Here is a 17,558-nt window from a genome sequence, read left to right on the forward strand (position 1 = left end):
TGCTGATTCCGCTCGATGTCGCCCACTATTCCGGAATGATCTCGCCCACCGTTCCGATTTGATCTCGCCCGCCATTCCGAGATGATCTCGCCCACCATTCCGGGATGATGTCGCCCGGGGTGACGAGGCCTCTTCTGGCTCCGCTACGGTCCCGCCTTTCGGCTTTGCAAGGGGGACCATGATGCCGACGGAGAGGTTTGCGATGCGCCATGTGCGCGATGTGATCAGATTGAAGTCGGCCGGGATGCCGACCCGCGAGATTGCGCGGCGGGTGGGGACAGCCCCTTCGACGGTGCGGTTGACGATCCACCGGTTCGAGGCGGCGGGGCTGACCTGGCCATTGCCCGACGCCATCACCGACGCTGTGCTGGAAGCCCGGCTGTTCGCCAGCGCCGGTGCCGGTCCCGGCACGCGGCGGGGCCATCGCCGGCAGGCGGAGCCGGACTGGGCGGCGGTGCACCGCGAGCTCCGGCGCAAGCATGTGACGCTGTCGATCCTGTGGGAGGAGTACATCGCGGGCGAATCCGGCGGGTATCGTTATTCGCGCTTCTGCGAACTCTACCGCGCCTGGGAAGGCCGCCTGTCGGTGACGATGCGCCAGTCGCATGCGGCCGGCGACAAGCTGTTCGTCGACTATGCCGGCGACGGCGTGCCGGTGGTGATCGACCGGCGCACCGGCGAGCGGCGCAGCGCGCAGATTTTCGTCGCGGTGCTCGGCGCATCGAGCTTCACCTACGCGCAGGCGACCTGGACGCAGGGGCTCGCCGATTGGATCAGCGGCCACGTCGGCGCCTTCGAAGCGATCGGCGGTGTACCGGCGCTGCTGGTGCCGGACAACACCAAAGTCGCAGTGATCAAAGCCTGTCTCTACGATCCCAGGATCAATCGCAGCTATGCCGACATGGCGGCGCATTACGGCACCGCCATTCTGCCGGCCAGGCCGCGACGGCCGCGGGACAAGGCCAAGGTCGAGCAGGCGGTCCTGATGGTCGAACGCTGGCTGCTCGGGCGGCTGCGCCACCGCACCTTCCACAGCCTCGCCGACGTCAACGCGGCGATCGCCGAGTTGATGATCCGGCTCAACGAGGAGCGACCGATCCGGCGGCTCGGTGTCACCCGCCGCAAGCTATTGGAGGAGATCGACCGGCCGGCGCTGAAGGCCCTGCCGGAGAGCCCTCACGAGTTCGCCGAGTGGCGGATCTGCCGGGTCAGCATCGATTATCACGTCGAGGTCGAGGCGCATTATTACAGCGTTCCGCATCGCTTCGTCCGCGCCGAGGTGGAGGTGCGCTTCACCGCTCGCACCGTCGAGATCTTCCACAAGGGTGAGCGGATCGCCGCGCATCAGCGCATGAGCGGCAACCACAAGCACACGACCGTGCCGGAGCACATGGCCTCCAGTCATCGGCGCTACGCTGGCTGGACCATCGAGCGCATCCGTAAGGACGCCGCCTCGATCGGGCCGGCCACCGCGGCGCTGTGCGACCTGATCCTCAACGAGCGCGCGCATCCGGAACAGGGCTTCCGCGCCTGTCTCGGCATCATCCGGCTCGCCCGATCCTACGGGCACGAGCGGCTCGATGCCGCCGCCATGCGGGCGATCGATATTGGCGCGCGCACCTACGGCTCGGTCAAATCAATCCTTGCCAACAATCTCGATCGGCGTCCTTCACCCAAGCGCTCCGCGGACGACGCGCCGATCCTTCATCCCAACATCCGCGGGCCGCGCTACTACAATTAGGAGATCACATTGCTCAAGCATCCGACCCTCGATCAACTCTACGCGCTCGGCCTGCATGGCATGGCCAAGGCCTTTGCCGACATCGAAGCCGGCGGCGATGCCGCAAGCCTTGGCCATGCCGAATGGCTTGCGCTGCTGCTCGAACGCGAAGCCTCGCTGCGGCGCGACAAGCGGCTGTCGAAGCGGCTGCAATACGCCAAGCTGCGTCAGCAGGCCTGCGTCGAGGACATCGACTACCGCACCCCGCGCGGCCTCGACCGCAGTCTGCTGACGATGCTGGTCGAAGGCCAATGGATCGGCGACCACGCCAACCTCTTGATCTGCGGGCCCTCCGGCGTCGGTAAGAGCTGGCTCGCCTCAGCGCTCGGCAACAAGGCCTGCCGCGACAATCGCTCCGTGCTCTACCAGCGCGTCCCGCGGCTGTTCACCGATCTCGCTTTGGCGCGCGGCGACGGCCGCCACTCCCGCCTGCTGCGCGCGCTTGGCCGCGTCGATCTCCTCATCTTCGACGACTGGGGCCTCGAGCCGCTCGACGCCGCCGCCCGCCACGACCTCCTGGAGATCCTCGAGGACCGCTACGGCCGCCGCTCCACCATCGTCACCAGCCAGCTCCCGGTCGATCAATGGCACGCGCTGATCGGCGATCCCACCTACGCCGACGCCGTCCTCGACCGCCTGGTCCATAACGCCCACCGGATCGATCTCAACGGCGAAAGCCTGCGGCGAACCCGCAAACCCGACCGAAAGGCTTGAGCCTGTGGCGCTGTGGACATGCCGCTACGCTTGGACAACGCAAGAGCGTTGCCCACATGCCCACAGCAGGAGCAACAGAAAAACCAACCCGTCGAGCCGCGATTCAAGATTGACCACGCGGCTTCGCCGATGCCAGAAACCAGACAGCCAGAATGCCTCGCGCCCCGGGCGAGATCAAATCGGAATGGTGGGCGAGATCATCTCGGAATCCTGGGCGAGATCAAATCGGTACACCCGGGCGAGATCCTCGGAATCAGCATTGCTGCCGCTTGCGGATCGATCACAGGCCTGGATCGCTTTGCTCGCAAGTGTAGTACGATGTTCCTCAACCTCGACGTCGATCGACGGATCTCAAGGAGCCGATGCGCTGTGCTTGACGAGGCTCTTGCTTGAACTTGCGCAAGCTCGTGCCGAGCCAAGGGGCAGAAGAGGAAACGGTATGGCTTTTCCTGGCGCCAGCGAATATTAGCGCGGCTGTCCCGCCTCGTCGCCGACTTGCTCTGCGTTCCAGGTGGCTGGCCTGGGGTCACCAGAAGAGCTGCATACGCGCGAAAGTCGTCGCGAACGTGCTCGTCTGCAGGGGGCTGAACATGAGTGGATTAAGGTCAGCTCCACCACGTTCTGCCCCGGTTGTTTTCCCGCCGCATAAGGTCCCCAAGAGCCTTAACAAGCCAAACTCATGTGGCCGTAGAGGTTCATGCGCCTTATTGCTCGGTCGACGGCGCCAGTTCAGCCCGCAAGCTGCGTATCGCCTCGTTAGCCAGATTCAAAGTATTCCGTTCGCCCTTCTTTATCGAAGACTCAAGGAATGTGCACAACCGGCTACGGAGGACCGTCTTGCGATTATGCGCCAGCAACGGATCCTTCTCAACAAAGCGCCAGGCTTTATCAAATGCGACGCTCACGGTAGCATCTTGCATCTGCACTTGCTCGGATAACAACCGATCCATCCCAACACTCCACGACGCACTGATACAAGGAAGTAACTTGGCAATAGCAAACCGAGAGTCTGTGGCTTGTCCCAGCACAGACATCAAAGCCGCAGTACGCTCGGACGCCGAGCCGCTCTCGATGCTTCAATGAATTTATCGATGTTTGTTGAAGTTCAGATGACGCCCGAATGTCGTATTGCCAGGCGCATTCGAATAATTCTTTAGCGGTTGAAACGAGCTCGCGTTGTTCGCGCGGCTTCGTTGCCGAAATGCTCTTGTTGCTCGGTATCGGTCAATAATTGGGGCTCTTCTTCCTGCAATCGTAAGATCGGGGCCACGCCAATCACGACTAAAGCCGAACATCGATGAAAATGGATCGTTCCGCTCCTTTCGCAGTCTCAAGCTAAGAAGCGTTTCTGGAAGAGTCTGGCGTTTTCCGGACACTGCTTGTTTGCTTTCTGACATGTGTCGGCGGGCACTCGACCTTTGCTCGACCCTGCGCGTTCCCTGCTCTGGGTGCGGGCTCCAGCTTTCGAGCATGGTGGCGAACAGTTGTGATATGGAAAGGCCAGCGGAATCGGCGCGCTTACGGGACCTGAGCCCATAAACGCTAAGTCGTCGATCCTTGGTGCGTACGGCCGTAGCACTCAGCCCAGCGATAGACGTTCGATAGGGGGCGCTATCAACCGCAGAAAAAGCTAAATGAAATCTCGGTCCGCTGCTGCACGTGACAGAATTAATTTTGCGATCTTCATTTGGTTGGCGGGAGTTCGGAGCTCTGCCGGTAATGCCGCCACGGCCTGATCGTGAAGGCGTCCCAAAACCTGAAGGTCTTCTGGGTAGTAAACGCCACGGTCTCGCGACAGTCGCGTCGTTTGCCGGTCGCCGGCGCGGGCCCCGGTTCTCGTATCGCCGAGCTGGCCGAGCTCCAGTTCCGCCGTAATCATTTGGTTTGTGAGTGCGTTTAGCAGTCGGATCGCTTCGAGCTCGTTGCCTTCTTCGCGTATGAGGGCGGCCACGATGTCGAGTTGCAGTTCGATGCGATCCTCAAGGTCCTCTGCGCGTGAATTGGAAGGATCAAGTTCCACGGTGTTGCTCCAATGTAGTTAAATGCAGGCGGCGACTAAGTAACGGTTGTGTCGTGCTTTCCCGTTCGCAACACGGCAGACGCGGCGATAGAACGAATGGCTGCTGCACAAGGCAAGGTGCGCACGCACGGTCGCCGAAGGGAGAGAGAGGCAGGCATGGTGCCGGACCGCAAAGGCGGAATCGACTATAGAACGCTGCGAACTGCGTTCTAGATGGCCCGTCATTTGATTCGACCGTCGAGCCGGTCCACCGCGTCGGACAGGGGCCGTGACTCCAACCAGCGGGGACACCGCTGATGACGGCAGGTCCAGAAGTGCGGCCCGAACTGCTGCGGGATTGCTTGCCGCCTGACAGAGCGATCCAGACGCCAGGCAGAGTGCCATAAAGAGCGCTTGGCGCTGGACGAAGCTGTTGCTCAGGGCGCGCCGTCAACCGGTCCAGACCAGTCTCCTCATCATGCCAGGAAATTATGTCCCAGCCCATGCCAGGCAATCCAGAAACAACATCCGCTACATACGACTGCGGTTTCTCTCTGCATTCTTTGACAGGCGATGTCTGGCCCGGTGAGGGTGCGGGTGGGATCCTGGAGGGTGGGCGCGCTAAGAGAAAAGACCGGCAGATCGCGCACCTCCACCCCTCGTTGCGATGGTGATGTAAGGATTGCTGAGAAGGGATAACGGCGCCGGGATATGGTCGAAGAGCGTCGGCGCATAGAATGAGATAGGGTGGCGTCAGCCTGTAGGAAATGGGTATGGAAGCCGCCCGCCGGCGAAGACTGAGGACGCGAGCAGAGTGAGAATTCACGATCACACGACCTACTGGGGTGGGCAGTAAGATCGCGAGACTGGTCCCATCACACCGATCGACGTCAGTGCCTCGTCCTGGTCGGAGGATATGCGGCTTGCACTTAGCGTGGTCAGATAGCTGACCGCACTGCTCTGTTTGAAGGCGGCGACAGCGTCGGATGGTCGGCGGCGCCCGCCTGGTCAGGGCAAAATGGCCAGCCCGCACCGGTGTAGAGGGCAGTTCGCCTGCCCCAATTCTATGCAGCGCACGCATTTACCTTGGCCAAGCGGTGTGCGTGAGAGTCGATCTTCGTGGAGGGCCTTAGTATGATTGCAAAGGGGGAGGCGCCAGCGCGATAGATTACGTGCCAGACGTTGCGATTAGTCATCCGACCGCATTTGCGCCGCACGTGCGTCGATTCCAAAGGTCGATGGGTCTCGTTGGCGGTGCAGCCACGAGAACCTTGAATCGGCCTGCGACTATGCTGAAAGCAAAAAGGGTCCATTGCTCACACGACGTTCGTGAAATGTGCTTTCCGGAAACCGGCGACCGACTTATGGGGTATTTGGGTGAAAGTGGTAAATCGAAAGTGTTGATGGGATGCATCCGGTTCGTGGATCGCGCACGCGCGTAATCTCATCTCTTACATCGAAAGCGGGTCAGTTAGTTTTTTCCTGCCGTCTTGGTGCAGTGAGCTTATGGGCCTTTTAGGCGAACCTGCCGATTCGTTGATGACCGGCCATGATTGAGAAGAAAGAAGGTCGCAAGGCTCGCTCACAACGAAGAATTCCGTTCGAAAGCAGAGGGTCATGGGTCCGAGTAAGAAGAAGCGCAGTTAGAAAAGTCGACGGCTTGATCGCTGCCATTGAGCGCTGACGATCGCCTTTGCGCCTAGGGCAACGACAACTAAATCGCAACTAGCTTCGGATAACCTCGGCGGGTCGGTCTAGTTGCCAAGCATACGATCCCCCAATGCATTATCCGCCAAAGCTATCGAGAATTTCAGATTTGATTGCGGTTGCGGTGTACAGGGAACTCTCCAGCGGAAGGTTTCCGAATGCAAGCTGGCAAAGCAAGTAGTTGGCACCTGCCACTTCCATCTGCTGATGAAGGAGCTGTCGGACCGATGTTGGCGTTCCAACGACGCACAATTCGCTCTCAAGTGCTGCATCGAAGGTCAGCGGAAGGACGGGCGGTGTCGGAATGTCGTTCAGCTCGTAGAGGAACTTAAAGCTTTCCAGCCATCGCCGATACGCAGTTTCGGCCGCCGCATGAGCGTCCCGATCAGACTTCGCAATCACGACCATGCGGGCCAGCCCGAGAAATGGCTCGCGGCCGTGTGCAGCTGTATTGTGGGCTCGATGGGAGCGGTAGGCGTCCGTAACGTTCCGGACAACACAGGCCGGGCCTATGCACGCCAGATTGGCGCCATTTGCAGCGGCCCACTGCGCCGACTCAGGCCGATTGCTCGCGATCCAGGTAGGCGGATATGGACGTTGATGAGGCCTCAACGTTAAGGGTATTTCGCTCAACTCGAAGTGGTGTCCCTGATAAGATAGCGTATGTCCCTTTAGCTTCAGCGCAATATTCAGGATTTCACTGGCTTCCGTAAAACGGCTTGGTGCAGCGTCGGCGCTGATGCCGAGATAACCCCATTCAATCGGCTGGGAGCCGCGGCCTATCCCGACCTCGAGCCTGCCGCCGCTCAATTGGTCAAGCATGCAGATCTCTTCGAATGCGCGCAGTGGATGATAAAGGTTGAGCAACAGGACGAGCGGACCGAAGCGTAATCGCCGGGTGCGCTGCGCGACGCTCGATAGAAACAGGTTCGGCGAGGGCCCTCTGCCATGAGGTGTGCAGTGGTGTTCGGCCAGGTGATAAGCGTAGAAGCCGAGCGAGTCGCAGACCTCGATCAGCTTAAGACGATCTTCATATTGTCGTGCGGCATCTCGGCCGTCGTCATCCAAATGGTCGAAAATGCCGCACCTTAGTCTTGAAGGAAGGCCACTCTTCACTCGATCAATCTCCGATTATGGGTCAGATGGCGCATCCTGGTTGCTTCATGCCGTCGCGCTCAAAGAGGTCTCGTTCGTCATTTGACCGCTTAGGCCGTTTCTCTTTGGGTGCTTGGATCCGAGCTTGCACCATGTGAGTGGGTCATGAGAATGCGCAAATGGCGGTTCGGCCGTTACGTTGATAGACGTTCGCGAAGCGCCTCCACAGCGAGCATGTGCTCGACCAGAAGGATCGTTAGCCGCTTCAGAGGTCCTGTGCCCGCGCGCGAGACCAGCTCGGCACGGCTACTATTTGTCTATCATCGGACGTAGCATCTCCTTCAGGTCGACACCGGGCAGCTCTGCGAGCGCCGCAACGAAAGCGAAAAACGCTCCGAAAGCTGCAAGTACAAGAGAGCTTGGGAGTATCGCTGCTCCAACGACCTGAGTGCGTCTGATCATCCGTGTCACCTTTGGGTTGGGGGATGCGGCGTTGATGCCAATCAGTTCTGCTCGACCCGGCCGTCTCGCCAGCGGTAAACCAGAAAACCAGGAGCCGCATTGTCTCCCTTTGTATCGAACTGGACTGGGCCAATCACGGTATCGATCGGCCGCGAACGAAGTGCGCTGGCGACGCGCGCAGCATTGAAAGAGCCGGTCCGGTTCACCGCCTCTGCCCATGCTTGCACGGCTGCATAGGCGTAAAGCGTGTAGCCTTCAGCGGACAGGTTGGAAGCTTTGAGTTCGGCCACCACGCCGGCCGCATTGGCATTCCTGCCAGGGTCCGGCATGAAGGTAAACAACGTGCCATTTCCGGCGCTGCCTGTAATGGCCCAGAATTCAGAGGTCATCAACGGATCGTTCGCCATGACGATGAGTCCCGCTCTTGCTTCTGACGCCTGGCGTACAAACAATCCGATTTCGGTATGATAGCCGCCGATATAGGCGACGCGCACCCGATCCTTCTTCATTCTTGAGACCAGCGCCCTGTAATCCTTTTCACCGGCTACATAGCTTTGGCGAATGACTTGTTCACCGAATCTCCGAAGCTGTGCTTCAACGACGTCGGCGATACCCTTGCCTGCGGTGCTCTTGTCGTCGAGCACTGCGATCTTGTCGTTAGGGAAGCTCCGGTGAATATACTCCGCGGCAACGATGCCCTGTTGGTCGTCGCGGCCGCAGATCCGAAAGACATTCTCAAGGCCGCGTTCTGTCAGCTGAGGATTCGACGAGCCTGGTGACACCTGAATGATGCCTGCTTCGGCGTAGATCTCGGAGGCCGGGATCGACGAAGAAGAACAAAAGTGGCCAACGACCAACCGGACCCGCTCTGTTGTGAGCTTATTCGCAACTGCGACAGCTTGCTTCGGGTCGCACGCGTCGTCGGCGACACTCAATATCACCTTGGTATCGAGAAGTAGGCTAGAAGCGTTCAACGCCTCGACCGCCGCAGCCGCACCATCGCGCATTTGCGCGCCGAAGGCCGCGCTGCTTCCGCTCATTGGGCCAACTACGGCAATATTGACCTCGGAGCCGCGCGCAACCGAGGCTAGGGCGCAGAAGAGAAGCGCCGCACTCGCAGCAGAAGCGTAACGCCCATTTAACATTGTAGAGCTCCCAATGCTCACCTGAAGTGAACCGTCAGCAGCTGTGATCAGACGTGCCTGCACGTGAGGCTATCTGCCAAGTGAAGCTTGCTTAGGTCGGCCAGATTGCGACCACGGTAGAGTCTACAATTTGACGTTACGTGCGGTTCAACCCCCTTTTGAGGGGAGCCTCGATCAGTGCGTCAGGGATCGCCGGTTGAGTCCATAAAACTGTCTGCCCGCATCAGAGCCGCCGATCAACCAAGCGTCATCGCGTTTTCAGATTGCCAGGGCCGATCTGCAATGCCGTGCGGAGCCGGCCATGAGGACGTCAGTACGGCTGATCCTCCAACCCGCCGAGGGCGAGATCGAGATATTGCATAAGGCAGGGATCCCAACCAGCCAGACTGCGGGGGGCGCTTAATCGTGCAAGTACCTTCAGGATCATCGAAACGCGTGAATCGGCGCCGGCGATTTCGCCGATTAGCAAGCGTGCTGCAACTGCGACAGCCTTCGCCCGTTCGCCGCAAGGATGCTCGCCCCGATCCATACAATCACGCAGGTCGTTGCGGATCCGCCGCCACCGCTCCTCGCGATCTGCAGCTAACTTGCAGGTGCATCGGGACGTCTGATTGGGCGTCTCGACCCGCGACATGGCGTTGAGAGTGGCAGGCAGCTCATCCACACTTACCTGGGTATCACTGTCGATGGTCATGTTGCGCAAGCGATCTCGCAGCAGAGTTGCTCGGGCGACTTGAAGTTCTATCCGCTCTAAATGTTTGCGAAGAAGATCGATAAGTGAGGTCGTGCCCTCCATAGCTTTACGGATCTCGATAAGGGAGAAGCCAAGCTCACGTAGCGCACGGATCTGGTGAACCCGTTGCACGCTTTCGCGGTCGTACATCCGGTGGCCGCCGTCAGTACGCTCTGAAGCTGCTAGTAGCCCGGTGTGTTCATAATGGTGCAGCGTGCGTACCGTTACTCCGGTCGCCTCTGCAAGTTCGCCAATGCGCCATCGACGCCTTCGTGGTGTAGCTTTGCTCATGTTGTTCAATTTCAAAGCCTACAACCTGACGTCACGTATGATTCAAGCTATTTCAAAGCTCTAGCTGGATCGTCTTCCATTCCAGCGCGAGAGTGGTGACTATCCTCAGATTGGCGGGGGATCAACCCTGAGGGGAAATGGTGATCAACAAGTTCGTCAGGCATGCCAGTTGAGCCTCGCCAGCCGCTGTACGCTCCAGGATGAGTTTGGCGATTGCTGTGCGATTTTCCGGACTTCGCATCGATGGGGGTAGCGCGTTAACCGCACTATCATAAAGGCGTCCCAGGACGGAAAGTTCTTCCGGATCGAACACGCCGCTGCATTGCTCCAACGCTCAGCTCCTTCTGTCATTGCGTCATGGCAGCGCACGTCGTCAAGTCGTTTGGCTGCGATAGGGCCAAAAGAAGTCAGACCCGCGGCGCGGAGCGACGAAGGTGCGATGTACTCCCAGGTGATGCGACAGGGCAACACGCGTGCGCGCGATGCTTGCTGCGACAGCGCAAGAGATCGCGGTCATGTGCATGATCGATGACCATCACGCTCACGGTGCATGATGGTAAGACGCCGAAGAAGCCGAAGCGTCTCCGCTCATCGGGAGCCACTACTGATTCGGGGAGTTGACGAGGACAGCCCAGCGCCGGTTCTGCTGTACCGAGGCAGGTGTGCCCCGCGGCCGGGTGCGGCGTACGTCCCTTTCTCTAAAACCAGGCCAATAGTCTGAGCCGCCGCTCGCACGTCGAGCCTATTGCCAACGTGCGAAAGACCTACACAACGTCGTCACGATAGCCGTCCGCCGCGACGATCTTTATAGATCGACCATGAATTCGAGCGAGGCGAGCCAAAACTGGCGGCGCTGAGCGGATATGAGGCTCGCAGATCTTGCAAACGTCCTTACGACAACGGCGAGACAGATCGTACGAAATCTCAGGCCGTATCCGCTCATTCCGAAGCGCAGAAGATGGAGGGCTCTTCTCCAGTCGCCATGCGGGTAGCCTCCTGCAACAATATCTCTCGCATCCATAGGCTTTCCGGGTCGCTATTCTGAAGCACGGGCCATTGGACCGCCTCAGTGAAGGCGGGGAATGGCTGCGGGAGCTCCGCAATGCGAAGGGGCATCGTTCTTTGGAAATGCTTTACGAGGCTTAATGGCATCGTCCCTATCCGGTTCGTGCCTACCAGCAGGGGCGGGATCATGCTGAAGCTCTGCACGAGAATGTCGATGCGCCGATTGAGACCGAGATCGAGTAAAAGGGATTCCTCGACCGGCGTCTTGCGCTCACCTTTGAGCTGAACCGCCACGTGGCCCATCGACATGTAGCGATCAAATGTAAGACGTCGCAGTAGTTGGCTGTTCGTGCAGCAACCGACACAGACGAGTCTCTCCTCGAATAGGGCTGCCCTGGGGTGCGCGCTGGACATGAATAATTCCGGCAAGATAACAAAATCGACTTCGCCGCGGCGGAGAAGCTCATCGCGCTCATCGGTGAGGGCCACCAGTTCGAAGCTGACAGCGGGTGCTTCTCGCGCGACGCGCTCCACGACATTTCGAAAGAATACGACTGTTATAAAATCAGAAAGGCCGATCCTGAATCGTCGGTTCGATCGAGCTGGATCGAACACGTGCCGCGCGATGATTGAGAGCTCAATGTGCGTTAGAGCCTCGCGCACAGGAGCTGCGAGTCCTTCCGCGCGCGAGGTCAGGACAAGTTCCCGGCCCCTCATGCCAAATAGCTCATCACCGAAGTAGGAACGCAGCCGGACAACGGCTGCGCTCATGGCAGGCTGACTAAGATTAATCTTGCGTGCCGCTGCGCTGAGGTTTCGCTCAGTCATTAGAGCATCCAGCGCGACGAGAAGATTTAGATCCAGACCTTTGAAACGCATGTCTTCTTATCCGGCACGAACGTAATTGCGGCGCATACAACGAGCGTTGGCGGTTGCGTCTGGAGAGGTCCTATTGGACATCGTTTCCATCCTACGGTCGCGAAAAAGACGCTCGTGCAATGACCGCCACAATGGAGAGCAAGGCGGTAGGCCGACCAGCAGCGGCCGGAAACCGTCAGGAATCCCGAAGTTGATCGGTCTCGCCGCTTCCGGCGAGCCACGCAACAGGACCCGGTCGGTTGGTTAATGGCGGATCAACCCAGTGTCCGGCCAGCGCCGTGAGTTCGCCAAAGCGCCGAGTCGGCGGCCGCGTAGCGCAACGTTAGTCACGGCGGCCAACCTACAACCTGACGCAGTGTGTGGTTCAAGCGATTTTATCGGGCAAGCCAAACATTCAAGCCAAACATTAGTGTACAGGAGGAGGCGTGTTGTGCCGCGATAGTCCCGGGCACCGCCTGTTTGCAGTGCAAGTGCATCAAACCTCACCTGCGAGGTCACCACGCTCACCACTCGGCAAGTCTTCGTAACCGATCGCCGTCTCTGGCAGCTTCGCCCCAGTCACGTTGAAGTGGCGAAAGCGGCCGAGCAGGTCGAAGGATTGATAGCGTATTTGGAACGTGCTGGGAGCGGCTTATGGTGAGCCTAGCAGCGCCTGCGAGTTGAAGGCTCCTGATTCCCAGGTGCCATGTTGGATGCTTCCTCCAGCAATATCCGTCGCATCCAAATGCTCGCCGGGTCGGTATTGTGGAACGCAGGCCACTGCACAGCCTCGGTGAATGTGGGCAGGGGGAGCGGCGGTTCGACGATCCGCAGTGGCATCCGCTTTTCGAAGTGTTTGGCAAGTCGTAAGGGCATTGTGCCGATACGGCCTGTGTCCAACAATATGGGCGGAATCAGGCTAAAGCCCTGCACAACGACCTCAATGCGTCTCTTGACGCCGTGCTCAAGCAAGAACCATTCTTCGAGGTTTGGTCTGAGCGCCCGTCCGAACTTTGCCGTAACGTGCCCCATCGAAATGTATTTCTCGAACGTCAGCTGCCGCGATAGCTGCTTGTTCTCGCGGCATCCCACGCATACGAGGGTCTCGTCGAACAGCGTCGCCTTAGGATGCGCGCTCGACATGAACAGCTCCGGCAGAATGAGAAAGTCGACCTCGCCCCGGCGGAGCAGCTCATCGGGTTCATCGGAAAATGGCAGCAACTCGAAGCGCACCGCGGGAGCTTCCTGTGCGATGCGGTCCACAATTTTGCGAAGAAAGACGATCGTCATGAAGTCGGAGAGAATGAACCTGAAGCGTCGGCTCGACTGAGTAGGGTCGAACCCGTCCCGCGATATGATCGAGAGTTGGATGTGCAGCAGGGCCTCGCGAACCGGACCTGCAAGCGCCTCCGCGCCAGGTGTCGGGACAAGCTCGCGACCTCTCATGGTAAATAGCTCATCGCGGAAATAGGTGCGCAGCCGCGCGATCGCAGCGCTCATAGCGGGCTGGCTCAGGTGAATTTTGCGCGCCGCCGCTGTGAGGTTGCGCTCCGTCATCAGAGCATCGAGCGCAACTAGAAGGTTTAGATCAAGTCCCTTGAACCGCATGTTGTGAGTCTATCCATCGTGTGGATGTGTTCCATCGGAACAATCAATTTTACCAAATTGCGGGATGTTGGATAGCAAACATCAGTTTGCAAAAGTATTCAGGCATACCATGATGGCTGCTGCTCGTTCACGCTGGCTCAGAGAAAAACTCCTAGACGTGCGAGCAGCCGGCGCATCCGCTTCGAGCGCGGCTATGGGCGCGCCGGGCGAGGCGCGTCGCTTCTTCTCGGTGCGAAGCTCGCTCGATCGAGCCGCCAGGCAGATCTCCATAAACCTTGGTATGCGTGTTTCATCCGTTTCCATATTGGAGGTTTACCCGCGTACACTTGAGAGCGCGTTCAGCCGCATTCTAGTGTCGCGAAATAGCGGCAGGCGCAGATTGCGGATGCCAAGTAATTCAGGCGACTCTCCAAATGGCTCGCCTGTCCACCGCATTCAGGGCGTGTCGAAGATGTATAAGGACCAGTATGATCTGATGCCACTCGGATGCGCCATCGATGAGGCACGGCGCATCGAAGGCCTGCCCGTCGACGTCAAAATGTCGACAGCGATGCTAGACGAGGCGGAAAAGCATCGTGGTGCAGAGAGGTTCTGGCTAGTCCAATCGCCTCGTCGGCATCTTCCGGGATATCTCGCGCAGCGCATTGGCCGGATGACGAGTGCGAACCATGAGATCGCTTCGTCGCGAGCGAAGGTGCACGGCGCGGTGCAGGCGAGGAGTGCCGCGCTCCGGCGGGTCATGGCAGCTCATTTCAGTATTGATCAGCGGTTCGACGACTAGCGAACTCACGTGACCATCTCCGCTCATAATTCCACCGGCGCAGGGAAGCTAGCCATGAACATTGCCGTGTCCCGGACTGCGGAATCTCCTTCTGCACGCGCTCAAGTGCAGTGGAGTCGTCGCTGGGAAAGCGAATTGCAGCTCACCGATCATGCCGAACTCGCCGAGTTCTTCCGCAAGAGTTACGGGCCGACCGGTGCGTTCAACGCGCAGCCATTTGAGGGCAACCGAAGTTGGGCCGGTGCAAGACCTGAGGTCCGCGTAATCGGTTATGACGCGCGCGGGATAGCTGCTCACCTCGGGCTACTACGCCGCTTCATCAATGTTGGTGGGGTCGATCTTCTCGTCGGCGAACTGGGGTTATACGCGGTGCGTCCGGATCTTGAAGGCCTGGGAATCAGCCATGCAATGCGCGTGATGTATCCCATGCTGCAGGAGCTTGGGATTCCATTCGGCTTTGGTACGGTTCGGCCTGCGCTTGCGAAACACATGACCCGACTGGTCGAAAGGCAGGGGCTCGCAACCCTGATGTCTGGCATTCGCGTCCGCTCCACGCATCCGGATGTCTATCCCAATTTGCCGCCGATCCGGATCGAAGACGTGATCGTAGTGATCTTCCCGGTTGGACGCTCGATAAGCGAGTGGCCGGCCGGGACGATCATCGATCGGAACGGGCCTGAGTTGTGAAAGAGCGTTTCCCCCTATCTGCTGTCCGTTGCGACTACGCTGACGTGAGCGGAAGTCGCCCCGTCTATTTGACCTTTGACGATGGGCCAAATCCATTTTGCACGCCAGAGGTGCTCGATGTGCTGGCGCAATATCGGATTCCGGCGACGTTCTTCGTGATCGGCACGTACGCGGCCGAACAACCTGAACTCATTCGACGAATGATCGCGGAAGGGCACGAGGTTGCGAACCACACGATGACGCATCCGGATCTATCCAGGTGCGGACCAGCGGAGGTACGCGATGAAGTTCTGGCGGCGAGCGAGGCGATCCGTTCGGCGTGCCCGCAGGCCTCACCCAGGCACGTGCGAGCACCTTACGGCATGTGGACACAAGAGGTGCTTGCTGTGTCAGCGGGCGCTGGCCTCACAGCTGTGCACTGGTCGGTCGATCCGAGAGATTGGTCCCGCCCCGGGGTCGATAGAATTGTGAATTCAGTACTGGCGACCGTTCGCCCGGGTTCAATTGTGCTCCTGCATGACGGATATCCTCCTGATGAGGAGCGACCGCGCACTGATGCCACGCTGCGCGATCAGACCACGATCGCGCTGTCACATCTGATCCCGGCACTACAACGGCGCGGGTTTGTAATCCGTCCACTCCCTCAACTTCATTGAAAAAAAACACCCTATGGACCTGCTCACTACAACCAGTGCTGTCGCTGTTTCGTCTTATGCGCTGCTCTCGACGATCTACAAGAGCGCGCAAGCGCTTTATGCCCAACCGACGATGACCTCATCGCTGCAGGACAATCTGGGACGATCGGAGGCGGTCCTTCCCAGTGTGGACGTCATCGTGCCGTGCTTCAACGAGCATCCAAACACGCTCGCCGAATGTCTGGAGTCGCTTGCGAGTCAAGACTACAGCGGAAAGCTGCAGGTCTACGTGGTCGACGACGGATCTGCAAATCGCGACCTTGTCGCGCCTGTACACAAAATCTATGCGAACGATCCGAGGTTCAGCATCATCTTGCTGGCAAACAACGTTGGAAAGCGCAAGGCGCAGATCGCCGCAATACGCAGCTCCTCCGGTGACCTGGTCCTCAACGTCGACTCGGATACGATACTTGCCGCTGACGTTGTCACGAAGCTTGTAGTGAAGATGCACGACCCGCAAGTCGGTGCGGCCATGGGGCAGTTGATAGCGAGCAACCGCAGCCAAACCTGGCTGACCAGGCTGATCGATATGGAATACTGGTTGGCATGCAACGAGGAGCGCGCGGCGCAGGCGCGTTTCGGTGCGGTCATGTGCTGCTGCGGCCCATGTGCCATGTATCGTCGCTCCGCGCTCGCCTTGCTTCTTGATCAATACGAAGCGCAATTCTTTCGTGGGAAGCCGAGCGATTTCGGGGAGGATCGCCATCTAACCATCCTCATGCTCAAGGCGGGATTTCGAACCGAATACGTCTCGGACGCGATCGCAGCGACAGTCGTCCCGGACAGCCTTGGGCCATATCTACGTCAGCAGCTCCGCTGGGCGCGCAGTACCTTCCGGGATACGTTCCTAGCATTACGCCTGCTGCCAGAGCTCGATGGCTATCTGACGCTAGACGTTATCGGGCAAAATCTCGGCCCGTTGCTTCTCGCCCTGTCATCACTGGCTGCGCTCGCACAGCTCCTAATCGTCGGCTCTGTACCCTGGTGGACGGTATTGACGATTGCAGCAATGACAATGGTCCGCTGCAGTGTGGCAACCCTTCGTGCTCGCGAACTGCGGTTTCTCGGCTTCTCGCTCCACACACCGATCAATATCTTTCTCTTACTTCCCTTGAAGGCCTATGCGCTTTGTACATTGAGCAACAGCGATTGGCTATCGCGCAAGGTCGCCAGTACGCCGGCCGAAGGGGAAAAGCAGTCTGTCATCCTGCACCCGAACGCTGGACGAAGTGCTGCAAGTAAATGGGGAATGTCTGGAACAATTCGTAAGGCGGGGTTTTCGTGCCGTGAATCGAGCCCGACGGCAACGAAGAGTGTTTGCAGTGGCGATCGTTCGACTGCCTGCAAGTAGGTGATTGGCCCATGATCCCGGACGCAAACCATCAGCTATTAGAGCGAGAGTTGGCTGTCGACGATCCATGGCGCCTCGACGGTAGTTCTTTCGAGCAGGAGCGATACGCGCAAATGCTCCGGATGTCGCGTTGCAATGGAGATGTTGCGTGTGCCCTCGAAGTGGGATGTGCAGCCGGTGCATTCACGGACATGCTGGCGCCGCTATGCCAACGACTCACCGTCGTCGATGTCATGCCGCAGGCGATCGAGCGAGCGCGACGACGGACCGGGAAGTGGTCACATATCACCTGGGTGACCGGCGACATTCAGCGGTTCTCGACCACTGAGCAGTTCGATTTGATTGTCGTGGCCGAGGTTCTTTACTACCTCAAGGACGTTGTCGAGATGCATGCGGTTATCCGCAACCTGGTGAGTATGCTAGCGCCAAATGGAGCTCTGATTTTCGGGTCCGCACGTGATGCCACATGTCAACGATGGGGTCATGCTGCTGGTGCCGAAACGGTGATCGCTCTCTTAAACGAGAGCCTATCGGAGGTCGAGCGTCTGCACTGCCACACCGAGTCGGTCAACGAAGACTGCTTGATCGTCCGGTTCCGGAAGCCGGGTCACTCGTCAGAACAATCAAACGTCGGTTACTAGACCAGG

14 protein-coding genes are annotated in these 17,558 nt (G+C 59.0%); 7 read left to right on the forward strand and 7 right to left on the reverse strand.

What is annotated here, in order from left to right; all coding sequences use genetic code 11:
- The first annotated feature begins 202 nt into the window (after positions 1-202).
- Positions 203-1,741 (forward strand): IS21 family transposase, encoded by a 1,539-nt coding sequence (gene istA, locus GA0061098_RS39055; RefSeq protein WP_165637880.1) that lies wholly within the window; start codon positions 203-205, stop codon positions 1,739-1,741.
- A gap of 9 nt (positions 1,742-1,750) precedes the next feature.
- Entirely contained in the window at positions 1,751-2,494 is a 744-nt protein-coding gene (gene istB / locus GA0061098_RS39060; RefSeq protein WP_091966590.1) for an IS21-like element helper ATPase IstB, read from the forward strand.
- 704 nt (positions 2,495-3,198) lie between these two features.
- Here the strand turns inward: istB and GA0061098_RS39065 are convergent.
- The 7 genes from GA0061098_RS39065 to nodD1 form a co-directional block, all read right to left on the reverse strand.
- Positions 3,199-3,444 carry a hypothetical protein gene (locus GA0061098_RS39065; protein ID WP_091966803.1) on the reverse strand — a complete coding sequence of 82 codons (246 nt, stop codon included), beginning with the start codon at positions 3,442-3,444 and terminating at the stop codon, positions 3,199-3,201.
- Positions 3,445-4,124: 680 nt separating this feature from the next.
- The gene (locus GA0061098_RS39070; protein WP_091966805.1) at positions 4,125-4,514 is read right to left on the reverse strand and encodes a NolY; all 390 of its coding nucleotides are present in this window, start codon (positions 4,512-4,514) and stop codon (positions 4,125-4,127) included.
- Between the two features lie 1,764 nt (positions 4,515-6,278).
- A complete protein-coding gene (locus GA0061098_RS39075) occupies positions 6,279-7,316 on the reverse strand; it encodes an LLM class flavin-dependent oxidoreductase (protein WP_091966807.1) in 1,038 nt (345 codons plus the stop codon).
- Positions 7,317-7,798: 482 nt separating this feature from the next.
- Positions 7,799-8,902 carry a branched-chain amino acid ABC transporter substrate-binding protein gene (locus GA0061098_RS39080; RefSeq protein ID WP_091966809.1) on the reverse strand — a complete coding sequence of 368 codons (1,104 nt, stop codon included), beginning with the start codon at positions 8,900-8,902 and terminating at the stop codon, positions 7,799-7,801.
- Positions 8,903-9,212: 310 nt separating this feature from the next.
- Entirely contained in the window at positions 9,213-9,926 is a 714-nt protein-coding gene (locus GA0061098_RS39085; RefSeq protein WP_208610728.1) for a MerR family transcriptional regulator, read from the reverse strand.
- A 939-nt stretch (positions 9,927-10,865) separates the two neighbouring features.
- The gene (gene nodD2 / locus GA0061098_RS39095; protein WP_091966810.1) at positions 10,866-11,810 is read right to left on the reverse strand and encodes a transcriptional regulator NodD2; all 945 of its coding nucleotides are present in this window, start codon (positions 11,808-11,810) and stop codon (positions 10,866-10,868) included.
- A 642-nt stretch (positions 11,811-12,452) separates the two neighbouring features.
- Positions 12,453-13,397 (reverse strand): transcriptional regulator NodD1, encoded by a 945-nt coding sequence (gene nodD1 / locus GA0061098_RS39100; protein WP_091966813.1) that lies wholly within the window; start codon positions 13,395-13,397, stop codon positions 12,453-12,455.
- A gap of 64 nt (positions 13,398-13,461) precedes the next feature.
- On the opposite strand from nodD1, the gene GA0061098_RS39105 reads away from it, so the two are divergent.
- The 5 genes from GA0061098_RS39105 to nodS are packed head-to-tail and all read left to right on the forward strand — an operon-like array spanning position 13,462 to position 17,552.
- Positions 13,462-14,178 carry a NodY gene (locus GA0061098_RS39105; RefSeq protein WP_245323900.1) on the forward strand — a complete coding sequence of 239 codons (717 nt, stop codon included), beginning with the start codon at positions 13,462-13,464 and terminating at the stop codon, positions 14,176-14,178.
- Positions 14,179-14,232: 54 nt separating this feature from the next.
- Positions 14,233-14,865 carry a NodA family N-acyltransferase gene (locus GA0061098_RS39110; RefSeq protein ID WP_091966815.1) on the forward strand — a complete coding sequence of 211 codons (633 nt, stop codon included), beginning with the start codon at positions 14,233-14,235 and terminating at the stop codon, positions 14,863-14,865.
- Positions 14,862-15,521, forward strand: coding sequence for a chitooligosaccharide deacetylase NodB (gene nodB / locus GA0061098_RS39115; protein ID WP_091966817.1), 660 nt, complete (start codon positions 14,862-14,864; stop codon positions 15,519-15,521). Before GA0061098_RS39110 ends, nodB begins: the two co-directional genes overlap by 4 nt.
- 13 nt (positions 15,522-15,534) lie before the next feature.
- The gene (gene nodC, locus GA0061098_RS39120; RefSeq protein ID WP_129591062.1) at positions 15,535-16,911 is read left to right on the forward strand and encodes a chitooligosaccharide synthase NodC; all 1,377 of its coding nucleotides are present in this window, start codon (positions 15,535-15,537) and stop codon (positions 16,909-16,911) included.
- Positions 16,912-16,922: 11 nt separating this feature from the next.
- Positions 16,923-17,552 carry a nodulation methyltransferase NodS gene (gene nodS / locus GA0061098_RS39125; protein WP_091966819.1) on the forward strand — a complete coding sequence of 210 codons (630 nt, stop codon included), beginning with the start codon at positions 16,923-16,925 and terminating at the stop codon, positions 17,550-17,552.
- Positions 17,553-17,558: the final 6 nt, after the last annotated feature.

Origin of the sequence: Bradyrhizobium shewense, from assembly GCF_900094605.1 — a bacterium.
Lineage (GTDB): Bacteria > Pseudomonadota > Alphaproteobacteria > Rhizobiales > Xanthobacteraceae > Bradyrhizobium > Bradyrhizobium shewense.

What these genes read in the sequence shown, in the direction of transcription:
- istA (WP_165637880.1), top strand. Translation starts at nt 203, where the DNA reads ATGCGCCATGTGCGCGATGTGATCAGATTGAAGTCGGCCGGGATGCCG.
- GA0061098_RS39065 (WP_091966803.1), bottom strand. Translation starts at nt 3,444, where the DNA reads ATGGATCGGTTGTTATCCGAGCAAGTGCAGATGCAAGATGCTACCGTG.
- GA0061098_RS39080 (WP_091966809.1), bottom strand. Translation starts at nt 8,902, where the DNA reads ATGTTAAATGGGCGTTACGCTTCTGCTGCGAGTGCGGCGCTTCTCTTC.
- GA0061098_RS39085 (WP_208610728.1), bottom strand. Translation starts at nt 9,926, where the DNA reads ATGAGCAAAGCTACACCACGAAGGCGTCGATGGCGCATTGGCGAACTT.
- nodD2 (WP_091966810.1), bottom strand. Translation starts at nt 11,810, where the DNA reads ATGCGTTTCAAAGGTCTGGATCTAAATCTTCTCGTCGCGCTGGATGCT.
- nodD1 (WP_091966813.1), bottom strand. Translation starts at nt 13,397, where the DNA reads ATGCGGTTCAAGGGACTTGATCTAAACCTTCTAGTTGCGCTCGATGCT.
- GA0061098_RS39105 (WP_245323900.1), top strand. Translation starts at nt 13,462, where the DNA reads ATGTTGGATAGCAAACATCAGTTTGCAAAAGTATTCAGGCATACCATG.
- GA0061098_RS39110 (WP_091966815.1), top strand. Translation starts at nt 14,233, where the DNA reads ATGAACATTGCCGTGTCCCGGACTGCGGAATCTCCTTCTGCACGCGCT.
- nodC (WP_129591062.1), top strand. Translation starts at nt 15,535, where the DNA reads ATGGACCTGCTCACTACAACCAGTGCTGTCGCTGTTTCGTCTTATGCG.
- nodS (WP_091966819.1), top strand. Translation starts at nt 16,923, where the DNA reads ATGATCCCGGACGCAAACCATCAGCTATTAGAGCGAGAGTTGGCTGTC.